The 15,493-nt window shown below is 72.8% G+C and carries 14 protein-coding genes and 2 pseudogenes; 5 read left to right on the forward strand and 11 right to left on the reverse strand.

Annotated elements, in window-relative coordinates; genetic code table 11:
* Together AB0N76_RS36285 and AB0N76_RS36290 are read left to right on the forward strand one after the other, a co-directional pair.
* Positions 1 to 1,439, forward strand: a pseudogene (locus tag AB0N76_RS36285) (hypothetical protein); the annotation flags it as partial.
* Positions 1,440 to 1,530: 91 nt separating this feature from the next.
* On the forward strand, positions 1,531 to 2,754 hold the full coding sequence (locus tag AB0N76_RS36290; RefSeq protein ID WP_363564762.1) for an MFS transporter: 1,224 nt from the start codon (positions 1,531 to 1,533) through the stop codon (positions 2,752 to 2,754).
* Positions 2,755 to 2,780: 26 nt separating this feature from the next.
* On the opposite strand, the gene AB0N76_RS36295 is transcribed toward AB0N76_RS36290, so the two are convergent.
* The 4 genes from AB0N76_RS36295 to AB0N76_RS36310 form a co-directional block, all read right to left on the reverse strand.
* On the reverse strand, positions 2,781 to 3,281 hold the full coding sequence (locus AB0N76_RS36295) for an NUDIX domain-containing protein (protein WP_363564764.1): 501 nt from the start codon (positions 3,279 to 3,281) through the stop codon (positions 2,781 to 2,783).
* Between the two features lie 8 nt (positions 3,282 to 3,289).
* Complete coding sequence (locus AB0N76_RS36300) at positions 3,290 to 3,475, reverse strand: hypothetical protein (protein ID WP_363564766.1); 186 nt, start codon at positions 3,473 to 3,475, stop codon at positions 3,290 to 3,292.
* Positions 3,444 to 3,698 carry a hypothetical protein gene (locus tag AB0N76_RS36305; protein WP_363564768.1) on the reverse strand — a complete coding sequence of 85 codons (255 nt, stop codon included), beginning with the start codon at positions 3,696 to 3,698 and terminating at the stop codon, positions 3,444 to 3,446. Before AB0N76_RS36305 ends, AB0N76_RS36300 begins: the two co-directional genes overlap by 32 nt.
* A gap of 318 nt (positions 3,699 to 4,016) precedes the next feature.
* Complete coding sequence (locus AB0N76_RS36310) at positions 4,017 to 5,231, reverse strand: helix-turn-helix transcriptional regulator (RefSeq protein ID WP_363564770.1); 1,215 nt, start codon at positions 5,229 to 5,231, stop codon at positions 4,017 to 4,019.
* A 266-nt stretch (positions 5,232 to 5,497) separates the two neighbouring features.
* Here AB0N76_RS36310 and AB0N76_RS36315 point away from each other — a divergent pair, with 266 nt between their 5' ends.
* Positions 5,498 to 6,049, forward strand: coding sequence for a YrhB domain-containing protein (locus tag AB0N76_RS36315; RefSeq protein WP_363564772.1), 552 nt, complete (start codon positions 5,498 to 5,500; stop codon positions 6,047 to 6,049).
* A gap of 16 nt (positions 6,050 to 6,065) precedes the next feature.
* Positions 6,066 to 6,665 (forward strand): HAD family phosphatase, encoded by a 600-nt coding sequence (locus AB0N76_RS36320; RefSeq protein WP_363564774.1) that lies wholly within the window; start codon positions 6,066 to 6,068, stop codon positions 6,663 to 6,665.
* On the opposite strand, the gene AB0N76_RS36325 is transcribed toward AB0N76_RS36320, so the two are convergent.
* Entirely contained in the window at positions 6,662 to 7,891 is a 1,230-nt protein-coding gene (locus AB0N76_RS36325) for a styrene monooxygenase/indole monooxygenase family protein (protein ID WP_363564776.1), read from the reverse strand. The two genes, AB0N76_RS36320 and AB0N76_RS36325, sit on opposite strands and share 4 nt — an antisense overlap.
* 201 nt (positions 7,892 to 8,092) lie before the next feature.
* Here AB0N76_RS36325 and AB0N76_RS36330 point away from each other — a divergent pair, with 201 nt between their 5' ends.
* Positions 8,093 to 9,181 carry a vWA domain-containing protein gene (locus AB0N76_RS36330; RefSeq protein ID WP_363564778.1) on the forward strand — a complete coding sequence of 363 codons (1,089 nt, stop codon included), beginning with the start codon at positions 8,093 to 8,095 and terminating at the stop codon, positions 9,179 to 9,181.
* On the opposite strand, the gene AB0N76_RS36335 is transcribed toward AB0N76_RS36330, so the two are convergent.
* From AB0N76_RS36335 to AB0N76_RS36360, 6 genes and pseudogenes are all read right to left on the reverse strand, one after another.
* On the reverse strand, positions 9,171 to 10,199 hold the full coding sequence (locus AB0N76_RS36335; RefSeq protein ID WP_363564780.1) for a LacI family DNA-binding transcriptional regulator: 1,029 nt from the start codon (positions 10,197 to 10,199) through the stop codon (positions 9,171 to 9,173). The genes AB0N76_RS36330 and AB0N76_RS36335 overlap by 11 nt on opposite strands.
* Before the next feature lie 21 nt (positions 10,200 to 10,220).
* Positions 10,221 to 12,017, reverse strand: coding sequence for a glycoside hydrolase family 36 protein (locus AB0N76_RS36340; RefSeq protein ID WP_363564782.1), 1,797 nt, complete (start codon positions 12,015 to 12,017; stop codon positions 10,221 to 10,223).
* A gap of 3 nt (positions 12,018 to 12,020) precedes the next feature.
* Positions 12,021 to 12,893, reverse strand: coding sequence for a carbohydrate ABC transporter permease (locus AB0N76_RS36345; protein WP_363564784.1), 873 nt, complete (start codon positions 12,891 to 12,893; stop codon positions 12,021 to 12,023).
* On the reverse strand, positions 12,890 to 13,816 hold the full coding sequence (locus AB0N76_RS36350; protein ID WP_363564786.1) for a sugar ABC transporter permease: 927 nt from the start codon (positions 13,814 to 13,816) through the stop codon (positions 12,890 to 12,892). The genes AB0N76_RS36345 and AB0N76_RS36350 overlap by 4 nt, the downstream gene beginning before the upstream one ends.
* Entirely contained in the window at positions 13,813 to 15,156 is a 1,344-nt protein-coding gene (locus AB0N76_RS36355; RefSeq protein ID WP_363564788.1) for an extracellular solute-binding protein, read from the reverse strand. The genes AB0N76_RS36350 and AB0N76_RS36355 overlap by 4 nt, the downstream gene beginning before the upstream one ends.
* A 77-nt stretch (positions 15,157 to 15,233) precedes the next feature.
* Positions 15,234 to 15,493, reverse strand: a pseudogene (locus tag AB0N76_RS36360) (hypothetical protein); the annotation flags it as partial.

Below are 15,493 nucleotides of genomic sequence, written 5' to 3' on the forward strand. Positions count from 1 at the left end.
GCGAGGCCGAGGAAGCCGACCGCGCCGGGTCGCCGGCCGACCAGCCGGGCGAGCCCGCCGATCAGCGGCGGCTGGAGCCGGGCCAGCAGCAGCCCGCCGACCAGGGCGATCAGCAGCGGGGCGGCGACGAGCAGCGGGTCGAGCCCGGCGCCGGGCGGGGCGGCGCCGCGTCGGCGGACCTCGACCACGGCGCCCGCGGCACCGGCGGCCGGCCGCGCCCCTCCGTCCTGCCGGTGTTCGCGCTGCTGCTCGCCGTCACCACGGCCGGGTTCGGGGCGAATCTCATCACCGCGGTCGACTCCGGCCGCGCCCAGCAGTCCCGGCTCGCCACCGGCGGCGACGTCATGGTGACCTCCCCCAAGGGCCGCGACCTGCCGGACTCCTTCACCGAGGCAGCGGGCAGGCTGCCCGGCGTCCGGGCCGCCACCGCCGTCACCCTGCAGACCGACGCGGCCGTCCTGCGCCCGGGCCAACGCCACGTCACCATCAGCCTGGTGGTCGCCGAACCGGAGGCCTACGCGGAGATCTCCCGCTCGCTCGGCCGGGGCGCCTTCGACCCGGCCGCGCTGGCCGCCGCCCCGGGCGGACCCGACGCGCCCGTCCCGGCCCTCTACTCCCGCGGGCTCGTCGAGCAGCTCGGCGGCACCGTCGGCGCCGAACGGATCTACCTCACCAGCACCGGTGAACTGCGCGCCGCCCACGCCGGGACCATCGACAGCACCCCGGCGCTGCGCGACTCCACCCACCCGTTCATCGTCCTCCCGGCCGGACCGGCCACCGCCCGACTGCCCGAACTCGCCGAGCACGGCTACTGGTTCGCGGTCGGCGAGATCGACGAGGACGCCGTCCGCCGGCTCACCCACGACCTGCCGATCCACCCGCTGCTCGCCGACAGCGCCCAGCTGACCGGCGTCCCCTTCGTCGGCCCCAACCCGGCGGACGTCCCGGACGGCTACCTGGTCAAGACCGCCGACGCGCTCACCGCCGCGCTGGCCGGCGACCCCCTCCAGCAGGCCGCCGCCCGGCTCTTCCTCGCCACCACCGCCGGCGCGGGCGTGTTCGCCCTGCTCGCCGTCCTGCTCACGCTGCTGCGCGCCGCGCCCGACCGCGCCGCCACCCTCGCCCGGCTGCGCACCATGGGCCTGCGGCCCCGGCAGGGCCTGGCACTGATCCTGGCCGAGACGCTGCCGCAGACCCTGCTCGCGGCCACCGGCGGCGCCGGCGCCGCGCTCGCCGCCGTCACCCTCCTCGGGCCCGCCCTCGACCTCTCCGCCCTCCTCGGCACCCGCATCCCCCCGGGCCTGCCGCTCACCCCCGCCGCCGTCCTCCCCCCGACCCTCGCCCTCACCGCCCTGGTGGTCACCGGCATCCTCGCCGAGGCCCTGCTCACCGGCCGCCGCCACATCGCCACCGACCTCCGCGCCGGCGACGCGCCGTAGGCAAGGTTGATGTCGCAGAGCTGCCAGCCCGCACTGCGCGGGGCCTGTTGAACTGACCAGGCAAACGCAGGCCCCGCACGGGACGGAACTCATGGCCACGACGAACACCACCGCGCGTCACTCCGGCGAAATCGGCTTACCGACTCGATCTCCCCTGATCGGGTGGCTGGCCGTGAGTGCGGTCATGCTGGGGATCTTCTCGATCGTCACGACCGAGATCCTGCCGATCGGCCTGCTCACCACGATCGGCTCCGGCTTCGCCGTCTCCGACGGGATGGCCGGACTGATGATCACCATGCCCGGACTCCTCGCGGCCGTCTCCGCACCCGTGGTCACCGTGGCGACCGCACGCATCGACCGCCGTCTGATGCTGTGCGTGTTCATGCTCCTGTTGGCCGTGGCGAACTTCCTGGCCGCCGCGGCACCCGACTACTGGCTGGTCCTGGTCTCCCGGGTCATCGTCGGCATCGTCATCGGGGGCTTCTGGTCGATCGGCGCCGGACTGGCCGAGCGTCTGGTGCCCGCGGCGTCGGTCGGCCGCGCCACCTCGGTGATCTTCTCGGCGGTACCGCTGGGCTCCGTGCTCGGTGTACCGGCCGGCACGTTCATCGGGGACCTGGCCGGCTGGCGCACGGCTTTCGTCGTCATGGGCGCCCTCACGGTCGGTGTCCTGGCCATGCTGCTCCTGGTCATGCCGTCACTGCCGCCCGAGCGGACGACCCGTCCGAGTGTGCTGCGCGGTGTGTTGAGGAGTGTCAACGCTCGTTTCGCGCTGCTGTTGACCTTCCTGACCGTGCTGGCGCACTTCGGGGCCTACACCTACGTCGCTCCGTTCCTGGAGCAAGTCACCGATGTCGGCCCGCAGTTGATCACCGTCTTCCTGTTGGTCTACGGTGCTGCGGGAATCGCTGGCAACTTCCTGGGCGGAGCTGCGGTCACCCGCTACCCCCGAGCCACCTTCGGCCTCGCCGCCGGCATGATCGCCACCGCTACCTTGCTGCTGCCGATCCTGGGCCGTTGGCAGATCGGCGCCGTCGCCCTGTTGATCGTCTGGGGCTTTGCCTACGGCGCCGTCCCCGTCGCCTCCCAGACGTGGTTCGTCAAGGCGACCCCCGACGCGCCCGAGGCGGCGTCGGTGCTGTTCACCGCTTCCTTCCAGATGACGATCTCACTCGGCGCGGTGGCCGGTGGCGCCATCGTGGACCGGACCTCCCCGTCCACGGTCATGACGCTGGGCGGCCTCGTCGCCATGCTCGCGGTCGTGGCCGCATGGGTGCACTTCGCCCGCCGTCTGACCTGGCCGGACAGCACCTGACGGCTCACCCCGAACCGCCCCCGCAGCTACTCGGCGGTGGCGCGCTGGCCGTGGATGAGGAGGGGGAGGGTGCGGCCGAGAGTGGCCAGGGCTTGCTGGACGCGGGCGTTCTGGGCGGGGCTCATGAGGGTGCTCAACTCCCTGGGGTCGCCGAACCGGGCACCGAAGAGGTTGCTGCGGTTACGCGGCGGCACCTTGATCCGCGCCGCTTCCGGATCACCGAGAACGCCGCCGTCGAAGACGAGGGTGAGGCGTTCGAGGTAGCGGTCGGCGGGGGTGAAGTCGACGGCGAGGAGGTGGGTGACGGGGCGGTGGAGCCCGGTCTGCGCGTGGAGGAGGCGGGTGGCGGCGTGGTGCGGGGGTTCGTTGGTGCGGCAGGCACCGCCGGGGAGGGTGTGACCGTCGAGGAAGTCGGGGTCGACGATCAGGACGTGCCCGGCGGTGTTGCGGCAGAGGATGTGGGCGCCGAGCCGGCAGGCGGGGGGCTTGGCGAGCAGACGGGGGTCGCGCAGGGGGAGAGTGCGCACGGGGGGTGTCACTTTCTGGTGGTGGCGCGGCTGAACCCGGTCATGAGGGAGGCGGCGAAGAACAGCCACCAGACCAGGTCCGAGGTGGAGGGATCGGCAAGGGCGGCGGCGAGGCAGGCGACCGCGCCGGCGGCGGCGAAGATGCCGAGAGCGGTGAGGAGTTCAGCTCGGGTCGGCCGGTTGCTGCTGCTCACTGCGCAGGCCCTTCCGGAGGAGGTCGGTGATGCGCTCGATGTGCGGGGTGCGGGCCGAGCCGAGGTTGATGAGGTAGCAGCCGGTCTGACGCCCGTAGTCCCAGTCGACCTCGACGGACGGCAACTTGGCGTCGGCCAGGGCGAGGACGGCGAGCAGCTCCTCGACGGCGTACGCGGCGTCCCGCCGCTGCTCGGCGGTGGCCCGATTGAGGATGCGGCCCATCAGGCGGCCCTCCGACGCGGCTCGAACGCCCGCCAGGCGGACTCGGCCGCCGAGAAGGAGGCGAACCCGGCAAGCCGGCCGGAGACGTCGTCGCGCAGCCACTCCCCGGTGGTTTCGTTCCGGACCCGGTAGCACCGCGCCCCGGGATCCCAACGAACCCCATACCCATGGAGCTTGGTGGCGGGCTCCTCGGGGACCGAGAATGCTCTCCCCGGCTGAATACCTCTGGTCACAGCGTGACCCCTCTCCGTTTCGGTACGAAGAGGCTCTCGCCGTCAGCCATCATCCAACAGGGATGAACCGTCCTAGTTTTGACTCCTAATCAGTCACCCCAAGGAAGCGAGCAAGTTTTCGAAGGCCCGCCGGCCTCGCCGAACCGGCCCAGAGATCTGAGACGATCGCCACCGCCAGGGTGTGATGTCGCATCCAGCCCGGGGCAACCCGCTGAAGCTTCTCCAATGCCGATACCGCCCCGGCCGCGTCTCCGAGATCGGTGTAGGCGCGGGCAACGTCCAGAAGTAGCCACGTCCGCCAAGACACTGGAGTCTCACTGCTGAGGCGGAGACCTCGCGCAAGCGCCAAAGCTTCATCCGGGCGCGCGAACTGCACCGCCAGCCGCACACGCTCGATGCGCACCGAGGACCGGTTGAACACGCTGACCATCCGGCCATCTTCCGGAGCCGCCATGCGGTTGAGGCGTCCCGTCGCCTCCTCCGCAACCGACATCATCTCGGTCGCACCGCCATAGTCGCCGCTGCGTGCAGTGCTGGTAGCCGCGGACATGATCAGCCCACCCCACACGCGCAGCCCGACAGCATCCACCGAGTGCTCGCGCTCGACTCCGTCAGCAGCACGAACGGCGATGGCTTGCGCGTCGCCCAAGCGATTCTGACGCTGGTAGGCCCAAGCCACCGAGTTGCAGATCATCGCTGCCAGCAAGGGATCCTCAGCCTGATCGGCTGCGCCTATCGCTCGTTCCAGGCTTGAGAGCCCCAAGTCGGTCTTGCCAAGCCGGATCGCGAGATGCCCCCCGAGTTGCAGTGCCTTACCCAGAGCGTGATGACCGGCCAGGCGATCCTGTCCACTACCGACGGCGGCTGCCAGCCGAGCATCGGCGAGTATGGCAGGCAAGGCCTCCATCACCCTGCCAAAGTCCGCTGCATGGTAGAGAGTCCACGCGTCAGCGATCTCCCCTCGCAACAGCGGAATGGAAAGGCTCTCAGCGCTGTCAAGAACCGGTGGGGGGGCAAACAAGGGCGGCATGATGGCTCGCCGTACAGCAACCAGGCCTGGGGGGTCGGCATCACCGGTTGAGGGCACTGCCGGCGGATCGCCCAGCAGTGCCGTCAGTTCAACACCCAGCCCCTTGGCCAGCGCGTGAAGGGTGGGAAGCCTTGCTGAGTGCTTGCGTTGCTGCTCAAGCTTTCGCACCACGTCCACGGACACGCCGGACTTCTCGGCCAATGCCTCCTGTGTGAGGTCGGCCAAGCGACGCAACCGACGCAGTCGGTCCCCAAGATGGTCGTTCGCCATACCCCGGACACTACGCCCATACGAACACCACCTCGGCATTCCTGCCCTGATCTGCCATGCTCCGCCCAATTGCCCTGCCGCCCAGAGCGCTGGGCGGCAGGGCAATCACGGCACGACATCCCGGAGGACGAGCTTCCCTCATCAACTGCTGCTGCGTGCCGCATCGGAGTAGGAAGTCGGGCCCGCCGACTTCCTACTCCGAGTCCACGGCACCACCTGGTGTGCGTGCCGCAAACCGATTTGACCGGCGGGGCAGGATGGGAGGCGTGATATCCGAGCAGCGGGCTGTCGAGCTTGTCGAAGCGTATTTGGCCGAGGAGCGGCTGACCTGGCGCTGGGAGGGGGAGGCGCCGGAACTGGTGGTGCACCGGGTGGAGGAGCACGGGGTGGGGTGGCTCGCGTTCTGGACCACGGCGGAGGCCGCCCGCACGCCCGGGACGGCAACCACCATCCACGGGCACCTCCTGGTGGACCGCGAGGACGGCAGCATCCACCACGTACCGGCCGCCGGGTGGGACGACGAGTGCTGGCAGGAGGACTACCTGCTGCACGCCAAGGGCGTCCGCCCGCCGTCCCCGCTCGCCGCCGCCGTACGGGCGCTGGCGCGGGAGGACGGCACGGTGGCCGCGCTGCGCCACCTGCGCAGGGAGGCACCACGGCTGGGCCTCAGGGAGGCGAAGGCCTATCTCGCCGCCGTCCGGGACGGGGCCGAGCCGCCCGAGGAGCTGGCGAGCCTCGCCCGCAAGGAGCGGACGTGGCCGCCGGTTCCCATCGAGCGGCTGACCGGACCGGTCCCCCAGGGGCCGCACGGAGGCTGAGTTGTACGCTCGGTCAATGATCCTTTCCCTGCCGCCCGGCGAGTTCCGCGCCTACCTGTTCGACTGTGACGGCACCATCGCCGACTCCATGCCGCTGCACTACCTCGCCTGGACCGAGGCCCTCGCGGAGTGGGGGTGCGAGTTCCCGGAGGACCTCTTCTACGCCTGGGGCGGCCGGCCCGTGACGGAGATCATCGCCTCGCTCAACGAGCGGCAGGGGCTGGCCATGCCGGTGGCGGCGGTCGCCCGTCGCGAGGAGGAGCTCTACCGCCGCCACCTCCCCCGGCTGACCGCCGTCCCGGGAATCCTGCCGCACATCGAGTACGCCTCCGGCACCCTGCCGACCGCCGTCGTCTCCGGCAGCACCCGCGAGGGCGTCACGGAGTCGCTGACCACCCTGGGTCTGCTCGACCGGTTCGACACCCTGGTCTGCGCGGGCGACTACGCGCGGGCCAAGCCCGACCCCGAGGCCTTCCTGCTCGCCGCCGAGCGGCTCGGCGTCGAACCGCGCGACTGCCTGGTCTTCGAGGACACCGACCTGGGCATCCAGGCCGCCACGGCGGCGGGCATGGCCTCCGTCCGGGTGCCGCAGCCGCGCGACCGACGGGAGAGCTAGGAGAGCGAGGCGAGGTAGGCGGCGGCCAGTTCGGGGGTGGCCAGCCAGTCGGCGAACTCGGACGGCTCGACGTAGGTGGCGGCGAGCCGGCGGGCGACCGGCTCATGGGTGGCGGCCGCCGCGAAGACGGCCTGGAGGTGCTCGGGCATGGTCAGCATCGCGGCCGTGAACTCCACGCCGTGGCGGGCGTGTTGCCGCCAGAAGTCCTCGAAGGTGTCGGCCATCCACGCCGCCGTGAACGGTTCGCCGCCGCGCCCGACGATCGCCCGCAGGTAGGCGTCGGCGGCGCGGGCGGCGCCGTTCGCGCCCTGGCCGGTGATCGGGTCGTTCACCACCAACGCGTCACCGATCCCCAATACCGCCACCCCGTCTGCCAGTTCGGCCACCGGCCGGCGGACGACCGGGGTGACCGCCCCGTACAGCGAGGCCCCGGCGTCGGTCGGCTCGGCGTCCGCCCACAGCGCGGCCTCCCAGGGGAGGTAGGCGCCCATCAACTCCCGCATCCGGCGCAGCTGTTCGGCCGGTTCCGGCCGGTCGTCGAAACAGTCGAAGGGGCTGCCGGGGAAGGCCTCCCAGAGCAGGATGTCGCACGGGCCGGAGAGCGTCAGCGCCGGCTGGAGGTACAGCTCCCCCACCCCGGGCACCGCGTGCATCCGCGCCCGCGGGCCCGCCGCCAGGTCGGGCGCGCCCACCCCGTGCGCGTACAGCGCGGTCAGCCGCCGCTGCGGCGCGTCGAACCGCGAGCGGGCCGCGTCCCGTTCGAAGACCCCGGACAGCTCGCCCCGCCCGGCCGCGACCACCGTCAGCTCGTTCGCCCGCGCCAGCTCCCGCAGCCCGGCCCGGTCCAGCTCGCGGTACTCGACCCGCCCGCCCCGCTCCTCGACCAGCTCCAGCCAGCTCGACAGCTTCAGCCGCTGGTCCACCGACTGCGCCGGCTCGTCCAGCGTCATGGTGAACTCCAGGGCCCGGAAGCCGGGTTCGGGAACCAGCGCGGCGTCCACCGACCACACCTGCGGCGCCTCGCCCGCCCACCGGTCCAGCCCGGCCGCCCGCTCCAGCCGCAGCGCCGCCCCCCACATCGCCTGCGTCGACAGCACCGGCCCGGCGCGCAGCTCCCCCGGCGTCCGCGCCGCCACCACCGTCACCTCGTACCCGCCCGCCGCCAGCAGGCCCAACGCCAGCTGCAACCCCGCCTGCCCCGCCCCGACCACCGCGATCCGCCGCATTCCGAGCCTCCGTGTCAACGAATTGACGCGATGCTACGCCCGTTCGACCGCCGGCGCGGTGCGGTCGGCACGATCCGCGGAACCGCAGCTCGGAGGGCGTTGTCAGTGCCCGGCCGTAGTGTGGAACCAACGTCGAAGGGGCGCCGCGGAGGCGCCGGGCCGACGTTCCACGAAACCACCGCACCAACCAGGGGGACAGCCATGTCTACGACCAGGATCAGCCACAAGGTCAACCACGTCTCGCTGGTGGTCGACAGGTCCGGCTCGATGCGCCAGCACGAGCAGCAGCTCGTCCGCGTGGTCGACGAGTTCGTGAAGGGCCTGCAGGAGGAGTCCGACCGGCTCGGCCACGAGACCCGGGTCAGCCTCTACGCCTTCGACCACGAGGTGCAGAACCTCGTCTGGGACATGGACGTCAAGCACCTGCCGTCCCTGCGCGGCCTCTACAAGGTCGCCAACGGGGCGACGGCGCTGATCGAGGCGGGCGTGAAGTCCGTCGACGACCTCAAGAACATCTGGGAGGGCTACGGGGAGCACTCCTTCCTCCAGGTCGTGGTCACCGACGGCGAGGAGAACGCCTCCGGCTACTCGGAGAGCGGCCGGATGCACACGCGGGGCGGCGACCAGGGCAAGGCCGCCCTGCGCTCCTGGATGGACCGCATCCGGCGCGCCATGGACGAGCTCCCCGACCACTGGACCTCGGCGATCCTGGTCCCGAACTCGCTGGCCAAGCGCACCGCCCAGGAGTACGGCTTCCCCGCGGGCAACATCGCGATCTGGGACGCGGACTCCAGCAAGGGCGTCGAGGAGGCCATCGGCACCGTCAAGTCGGCCGCCACCAGCTTCCTGCGGGGGCGCGAGCAGGGCGTGCGCGGCACCAGGAACCTGTTCACCATGGGGCAGGACCTCAGCTCGGCGGACGTCCGGGCCAACCTGGACGCGCTGGACGCCGGCAAGTACATCCTGGTCCCGGTCGACCAGCCGACGCCGATCCGCGAGTTCGTCACCACCTCCGGGCACCCGTACACGACCGGCTGCGCCTACTACGAGCTCTCCAAGCGGGAGAAGATCCAGGGCGGCAAGCAGCTCGCGGTGGCGGAGAAGGACCCGGCCACCGGGCGGATGACCGGCAAGGTGTTCTCCGGCCCGGCGGCCCGGCAGCTGCTCGGCCTGCCGCAGTCGGAGGCGACGGTGAAGCCGGGCGACAACCCGTCCTACACGGTGTTCGTCCAGTCCACCTCCGTCAACCGGAAGCTGGTGCCGGGCACCAAGCTGCTCGTCATGCTGTAGCGAGCGGTCCCCCCGAGCTCGCCCGCACCACCAGCTCGGCCGGGAGTTCGGTACCCCCCGCGGGGGCGGGGGTGCCGCGCACCTGGGCGAGCAGGCGGCTGACCAGGGTGGCCGCGATCGCCCGGAGCGGGAGGCGGACGGAGGTCAGGGGCGGGTGCAGGTGGCGGGCGAGCGGGGTGTCGTGGAAGCCGGTGACCGCGAGGTCCCGGCCGACGTGCAGGCCCTCGGCGCGGGCGGCCTCGTAGATGTCCAGGGCGGCGAGGTCGTCGTCGGCCGCGAGGGCGGTGGGGCGGTCGGGGGTGCGCAGCAGGGCGCGCAGGTCCCCGTCGGACGGGAGCGGGACGAGGTCGAGCCCGAGCCGGGCGGCCTCGTCCCGGAAGCCCTCGCGGCGGGCCGCGAGCCAGGGCAGCGCGCCGGCCGCGCCGACGAAGGCGACCCGGCGGTGGCCGCGCCCGGCGAGGTGGCGGGCGACCTCGACGGTGGCGGCCCGGTTGTCGATGTCGACCCAGTGCTGCGGGAGGCCGGGCCCGGTGCGGCCGAAGGCGGCGAACGGGACGCCGACCTCGGCCGCGTGGGCGGCGCGGGCGTCCTCGGGCAGGACGTCCGCGAGCACCAGGCCGTCGACCTGGCGGGCCGCCACCACGTCGTCGATCACCGCCCGGGCGTGCCGCTCCCCCGCCGCCGGGCGCAGCAGCAGCACGTGGTGGCCCTCGGCCCCGGCCGCGTCGACCAGGGCTTCGAGGAAGCCGGCCATCAGCGGGTTGGGGTCGAAGGGGTCGTCGACCGGGGCGAGGTAGCCGATGGTGCGGCGTTCGCCGGTGCGCAGCGAGCGGGCCGACTGGTCGGGCCGGTAGCCGAGCCGGTCGATGGCGGCGGTGACCCGGGCGAGGGTGTCGGGGTGGACGCGGTGCGGGGCGTTGAGCGCGTTGGAGACGGTCTGCCGGGAGACGGCGGCCGCGCGGGCGACGTCGGCGATGGTGGTGGCGCGGCGCGCGGGGCGGGCTCCCGGGGTGGTCATGGACGGCTCCTTGGGTCGGGCTCAGTCCCGGCGGAGGGTCAGCAGGCCGCCGCGGGGGACGTGCAGGGTGATGCCGCCGTCGAGCCGGACGGTGACCGCCTCCGCCAGGGTCCGGCCGCGGGCGTCCTGGACGGTGGCCTCGGCGGTGCCGCTGCCGTGGACCAGGCGGACCTTGGGGTCGGCGTCGGCGTTGGCGACCAGCAGGGTACGCCAACCGGCTCCGTCGGGCGTGCCCGCGTCGACCGGCAGGGCCGCGTAGCGGGCGACGAACACCTCGCCGCCCAGTGCGGCCAGGACCATCGGGTAGCCGAGGTCGGGCCGGGCCGGCCGGAGCGCGCCGAGCTGGAGGGTGTCGGTGTGCGCGCGGGCGACGCCGAGCCAGAAGGCGAGCGCCTCCCGCTGCTCGGTGCCCAGCGCGCCGAGGTCGACGGAGATCTGCGGGACGCCGAACAGCACGTTGACGAGGTGGCAGGCGATCTGTTCGGCCGGTTCGGCCGGGTGCCACATCAGCATGTCGGAGTGGACGGCGAGCGGTCCGGCGATCAGCCGGGTGTCGATGATCCGCTGCCGGTTCTCCTGCGGGCCGAGCGGGCAGTCGACGGCGCGGATCATGGTGGCGTAGGGCCAGAGGCCGGGGCTGACGTAGGGCTGGCGGTGTTCGATCATCGCCTCGGGGTGGGCGGCGTCGATCCGGCGGCGGAGTGCGCCGAAGAGCAGGTGCAGGCCCTGGTCGACGGTGGCGCAGTCGGCCTCGGGGCCGGGGACCGGCGGGTCCTGGACGCCGAACCAGTCGACGAAGTCGACCTTCAGCCCGTCCATCCCCCACTCCTCGACGGCCCGGGCGAGCCGGTCGACCAGGTGGGCGCGGACCTCGGGGTAGCGGGGGTCGACGACGACGGCGCCGAGGTGGCCGGCGTCGGCGAGCGCGTAGTGGCCGAGGGCGTCCCAGGCGGCGCTGTCCTTGCCGACGAACGGGAGGGCGTACCAGAGCAGGTACTGGACGCCGAGTTCGTGGACGCGGGCGACGTGGGCGGCGGTGTCGGGCAGCGAGTGCGGTTCCCAGTCGCCGCAGTGGGCGTAGCCGCGGGTGCGGTCGGTGGTCATCCAGCCGTCGTCGACGATGATCGTGTCGAGGCCGAGCTCCTTGCCGAGGGCGGCCTGGCGCTCGACCGCCTCGGGGGTGACGTCCTGGTGCAGCGCGTACCAGGTGGAGTAGGCGGGGCGGCGGGCGGCGGCGGGGACGCGGACGGCGTCGCGCCGGCCCTCCGCCCACCAGTCGGCGAGCTCGGCGAGGGCCCGGCCGAAGTGCCGGCGGGAGGTGTCGATGCGGACGGTGAGTCGGCCGTCGGTCTGGACCCAGAACCGGAACTCGCCGGTCTCCTCGACCACGCCGGCGCCGGCCAGGGCGTCCGCGCGGTCGGCGGCGAAGGCGCAGATCGCCACGTCGCCGGTGCCGACCAGGGCGGCGACGGGAGCGCCGCGGGAGAGGCTGGTGCGGCGCGGGGCGCTCCAGGCGGCGGGGAGCCAGCCGGTGCCGCGCGGTTCGGGGGTCCAGAAGGAGGTGGCGTCGACGCAGGGGGTACGCCACTCGATCCGGACCTCGCCGGTGGCCGGCTCGCCCGGGTCGCCCGAACCGCCCTCGGCGATGACCTCGACGACGCCCTCGGCGACGAGGCGCACCCGCGCGGCGCCGGCGACCAGCAGGTGCAGGCCGGCCGGCAGCCCGAGGCCGTCGACGGCCACCGGTCGGGGCCGGGCGGTGCCGGCCGGGGCGTGCGGCTCCCAGACCTCGGCGGGTCCGGCGGTGCTGTCGGTCATGGCTCAGCCCTTCGTGGCACCGGCCAGCAGGCCGGAGATGAACTGCCGTTGCAGGACCAGGAAGAGGACCATCATCGGCAGGGTGGACAGTGCGGTGCCGACCAGGATCGCGCCGTAGTCGGTGTTGGTCTTCATGCCCTGGAGGGTGGCGAGGGCGACCGGCATGGTGTGCATCTCGGGGCTGCGCAGGGCGATCAGCGGCCAGACGAAGCTGTTCCAGGAGCCGAGGAAGAGGAAGATCGCCAGCGCCGCGAGCACCGGCCGCATGACCGGGACGACGACGCCGAACAGCACCCGCAGTTCGCCGGCGCCGTCCACCCGGGCGGCGTCGAGGAGTTCGTCGGGCATGCCGCTGAGGGCCTGGCGCATCAGGAAGATCGCGAAGGGCACGCAGAGGCCGGGCAGGACGAGCCCCTGGTAGGTGTCGAGCAGGCCGAAGGACATCATCATCTTGAACAGCGGGACCAGCATCACCTGGTCCGGCACCACCAGGGTGGAGAGCAGCACGACGAACAGCACCGATCGGCCCCGGAAGCGGAACTTGGCGAAGGCGTACCCGGCGAGCAGCGCGACCACCAGCGCGCCGAGGGTCTGCAGCCCGGACACCAGCAGCGAGTTGAGCACCACCCGGCCGAGGCCGATCCGCTGCTGGAGGTGGTCGAGGTTCTCGCCGAGGTGGGAGCCGGGCAGCAGCTTGGGCGGCCAGGAGTAGACCTCGACGTCGGTGCGGGTGGCGGAGACGACCAGCCAGTAGAACGGGGCGACAGACAGGCCGGTGACGCCGGCCAGCACCAGGGTCAGCGGCCAGCCGCGCAGCCGCCGGGGGCTGACCCCCGCGGGGGCCGCCACGGGGGCCGCGGCGGGTGCGTGGGTCATTCGCGTTCTCCCATCAGGCGCATCTGGACCGCGCCGAGCACCGAGACGATCAGCGTGAGGGCGTAGGCGATGGCGGAGGCGTAGCCGAAGTCGAAGTAGCGGAAGCCGTTGTCGTACAGGTACATCGAGACGGTCAGGGTGGCGTTGTCCGGGCCGCCCTTGGTGAGGACGTAGGGCTCGTCGAACAGCTGGAGGGTGCCGATGGTGGAGAGCACCACGGTGAACAGCAGGACGGGCCGCAGCGCGGGCAGGGTGACGGCGAGGAACCGGCGCAGCGGTCCGGCGCCGTCGACCATGGCGGCCTCGTACAGCTCGCGCGGGATGCCCTGCAGGCCGGCCAGGTAGATGACGGCGTTGTAGCCGGTGTTGTGCCAGGTGAGGACGAGGACGACGGCCATCCGGGACCAGAAGTCGCTGCCGAACCAGTCGACGGTGGGCAGGCCGATCGCGTCCAGCAGGTGGTTGACGGCGCCGTCGTCGGTGTTGAGGAGGAAGGCGAACAGCACGCCGGTGGCGACCAGGCCGGTGACGGTGGGCATGAAGACGCCGAGCCGCCAGACCGTGCGCCAGCGGACCAGCGCCGCGTTGAGCCCGACCGCCAGCCCGAGTGCGAGCGCGAGCATCACCGGGACCTGCACGACGAGGATCCGGCCGGTGTTGCCGAGCGCCGTCCAGAACAGCGGATCGTGCAGCAGCCGCTGGTAGTTGGCGAGTCCGGAGCTCTTGGTGACGCTGCCGACACCGGTGGACAGCGACAGCAGGAGGGAGGAGACGATCGGGTAGGCCTTGAAGACCCCGAAGGTGATCAGCGCGGGCGCGAGCAGCAGATAGGGCACCGCCCGGCGGCGGAACCGGACCCGGCGCAGCCCCCGCGCCGGCACCGCGGCCCGCGACGACCCGGCGGAGCGGACGACGGTGGTCACTTCTGCTTGCGGCCCGTCTGCTGGGCGAGAAGCTTGGCGGCTTCCTGGAGGGCGTCGGCCGGGTCGGCGCCCTTGATCAGGACCTTGGTCTGGGCGTCGCTGACCAGCTTGAGGGCGCGGGCGTAGTCGCCGGAGTAGTTGGTGGCGTCGCCGCCCTCGGAGAGCAGGTCGGTGAAGGTCTTCAGGACGGGCTGGCCGCCGTAGTAGGCGCTGGGGGCGCTGTAGATCGGGTCCTGGTAGGCGGCGGTGAGCGCGGGGAAGACGCTGCCGGCCTTGAACATGGCGTTGATCGCGTCGGGGCGGGTGAGGGCGTACTCGACGAACTTCCAGGCGGCGGTGCGGCGGGGGCTGGAGGCGGCGACGGCGAGGTGGGTGGAGTTGACCAGGGCGGTGCGCTTGCCGCCCGGGGTGACGGCCGGGGGCCGGGTGAGCCGCCAGTTGCCGCTGAGGTCGGGGAACTTGGTCTCGATGAAGTGCGCCGCCCAGGAGGGCTGCGGGCCGGCGCCGAGCTTGCTGTCCTTCATCTGGGCGCGCCAGACGGTGGAGCCGGGCGTCTCCAGGACGAGGCCGGCGTCGTTGAGGCGCTTGACGATGGTGAGGGCGCGGACGCACTCGGGCGAGGTGAGGCTGATGTCGCCCTTGAGGTCGAAGAAGAACGCGCCCTGCTGCTGCATGAGGGCCTGGAGGAGGTCGACGTCGGGGCCGGGGGTGCCGGTCCGGTTGAGGCCGACCAGGCCGACGCCGGGGTTGGCGGCCTTGAAGGCGTCGGCGCCGGCGAGCACGTCGTCCCAGGTCCCGAAGGTGGTCGGGTCGAGGCCGGCCTTGTCGAACATGTCCTTGCGGTAGAAGAAGCCCTGGGCGTTGACCTCCCAGGGCATGGCTCGGGCCTTGCCGGCCTTGTCGGTGACGACCGGCCACAGGCCCTGGGTGAACTTGTCCTTGTGGGCGTCGGCGCCGAGGGCGGAGAGGTCGGCGAAGCCGTCGGGGAACTTCTCCAGGTAGCCGGGCAGGTAGTCGCAGCCGATGTGGATGACGTCGGCGAGGCCCTGGCCGCCGGCCGCCAGGCCGACGGTGATCTTGTCCCAGATGGCCGGGTTGCCGACGTCCTGGACGTCGACCTTGATGCCGGGGTTGTCCTTCTCGAAGAGCGGGACGACGCCGCGCAGGGCGTCGGCGGCGTTGGTCCAGGACCAGACGGTGATCGTGCCGGTGGCGGCGTCCCCGCCGCCGGAGCCGGTGCCGTCGGAGCCGCCGCAGGCGGACAGGGCGCCGCCGGCGCCGAGGGCCAGCAGGCCGGCGCCGGAGGCGCGCAGCAGGTCACGGCGGGAGAGGTGTGACATGGCATGCCTTTCTGAGGGGGTGGCACGTCGGGGGCGGAGCGGCGGGTGGTGCGAGGTGATGCGAAGGGGGTGTCCGCTCAGGTGGTGCGGACGCCGCGCAGGGCGCGGCCGAGCAGTTCGGCGGTGGCGGGGTCGGTGCTGGCGTGCGGGGACAGCCGGATCCAGCCGCCGCGCAGGGTGGTGGCCAGGCCGGCCCCGGTCAGCGCGCGGTGGACGGCCGCGGGGTCGGCGCCGGGCAGCCGCAGCCGGGCGATCCCGCTGCCGGACGCGGGGTCACCACCACCGCCCGCGTGGCCGGCGCGGAGACCCGCGGCGGCCCGGGCGGTGGTGGTGACCC

This window comes from Kitasatospora sp. NPDC093806, assembly GCF_040683335.1.
Classification (GTDB): domain Bacteria; phylum Actinomycetota; class Actinomycetes; order Streptomycetales; family Streptomycetaceae; genus Kitasatospora.

Coding starts and splice junctions, on each gene's coding strand:
- AB0N76_RS36290 (WP_363564762.1), top strand. CDS start 1,531: ATGGCCACGACGAACACCACCGCGCGTCACTCCGGCGAAATCGGCTTA.
- AB0N76_RS36305 (WP_363564768.1), bottom strand. CDS start 3,698: ATGGGCCGCATCCTCAATCGGGCCACCGCCGAGCAGCGGCGGGACGCC.
- AB0N76_RS36310 (WP_363564770.1), bottom strand. CDS start 5,231: ATGGCGAACGACCATCTTGGGGACCGACTGCGTCGGTTGCGTCGCTTG.
- AB0N76_RS36320 (WP_363564774.1), top strand. CDS start 6,066: ATGATCCTTTCCCTGCCGCCCGGCGAGTTCCGCGCCTACCTGTTCGAC.
- AB0N76_RS36325 (WP_363564776.1), bottom strand. CDS start 7,891: ATGCGGCGGATCGCGGTGGTCGGGGCGGGGCAGGCGGGGTTGCAGCTG.
- AB0N76_RS36330 (WP_363564778.1), top strand. CDS start 8,093: ATGTCTACGACCAGGATCAGCCACAAGGTCAACCACGTCTCGCTGGTG.
- AB0N76_RS36335 (WP_363564780.1), bottom strand. CDS start 10,199: ATGACCACCCCGGGAGCCCGCCCCGCGCGCCGCGCCACCACCATCGCC.
- AB0N76_RS36340 (WP_363564782.1), bottom strand. CDS start 12,017: ATGACCGACAGCACCGCCGGACCCGCCGAGGTCTGGGAGCCGCACGCC.
- AB0N76_RS36345 (WP_363564784.1), bottom strand. CDS start 12,893: ATGACCCACGCACCCGCCGCGGCCCCCGTGGCGGCCCCCGCGGGGGTC.
- AB0N76_RS36355 (WP_363564788.1), bottom strand. CDS start 15,156: ATGTCACACCTCTCCCGCCGTGACCTGCTGCGCGCCTCCGGCGCCGGC.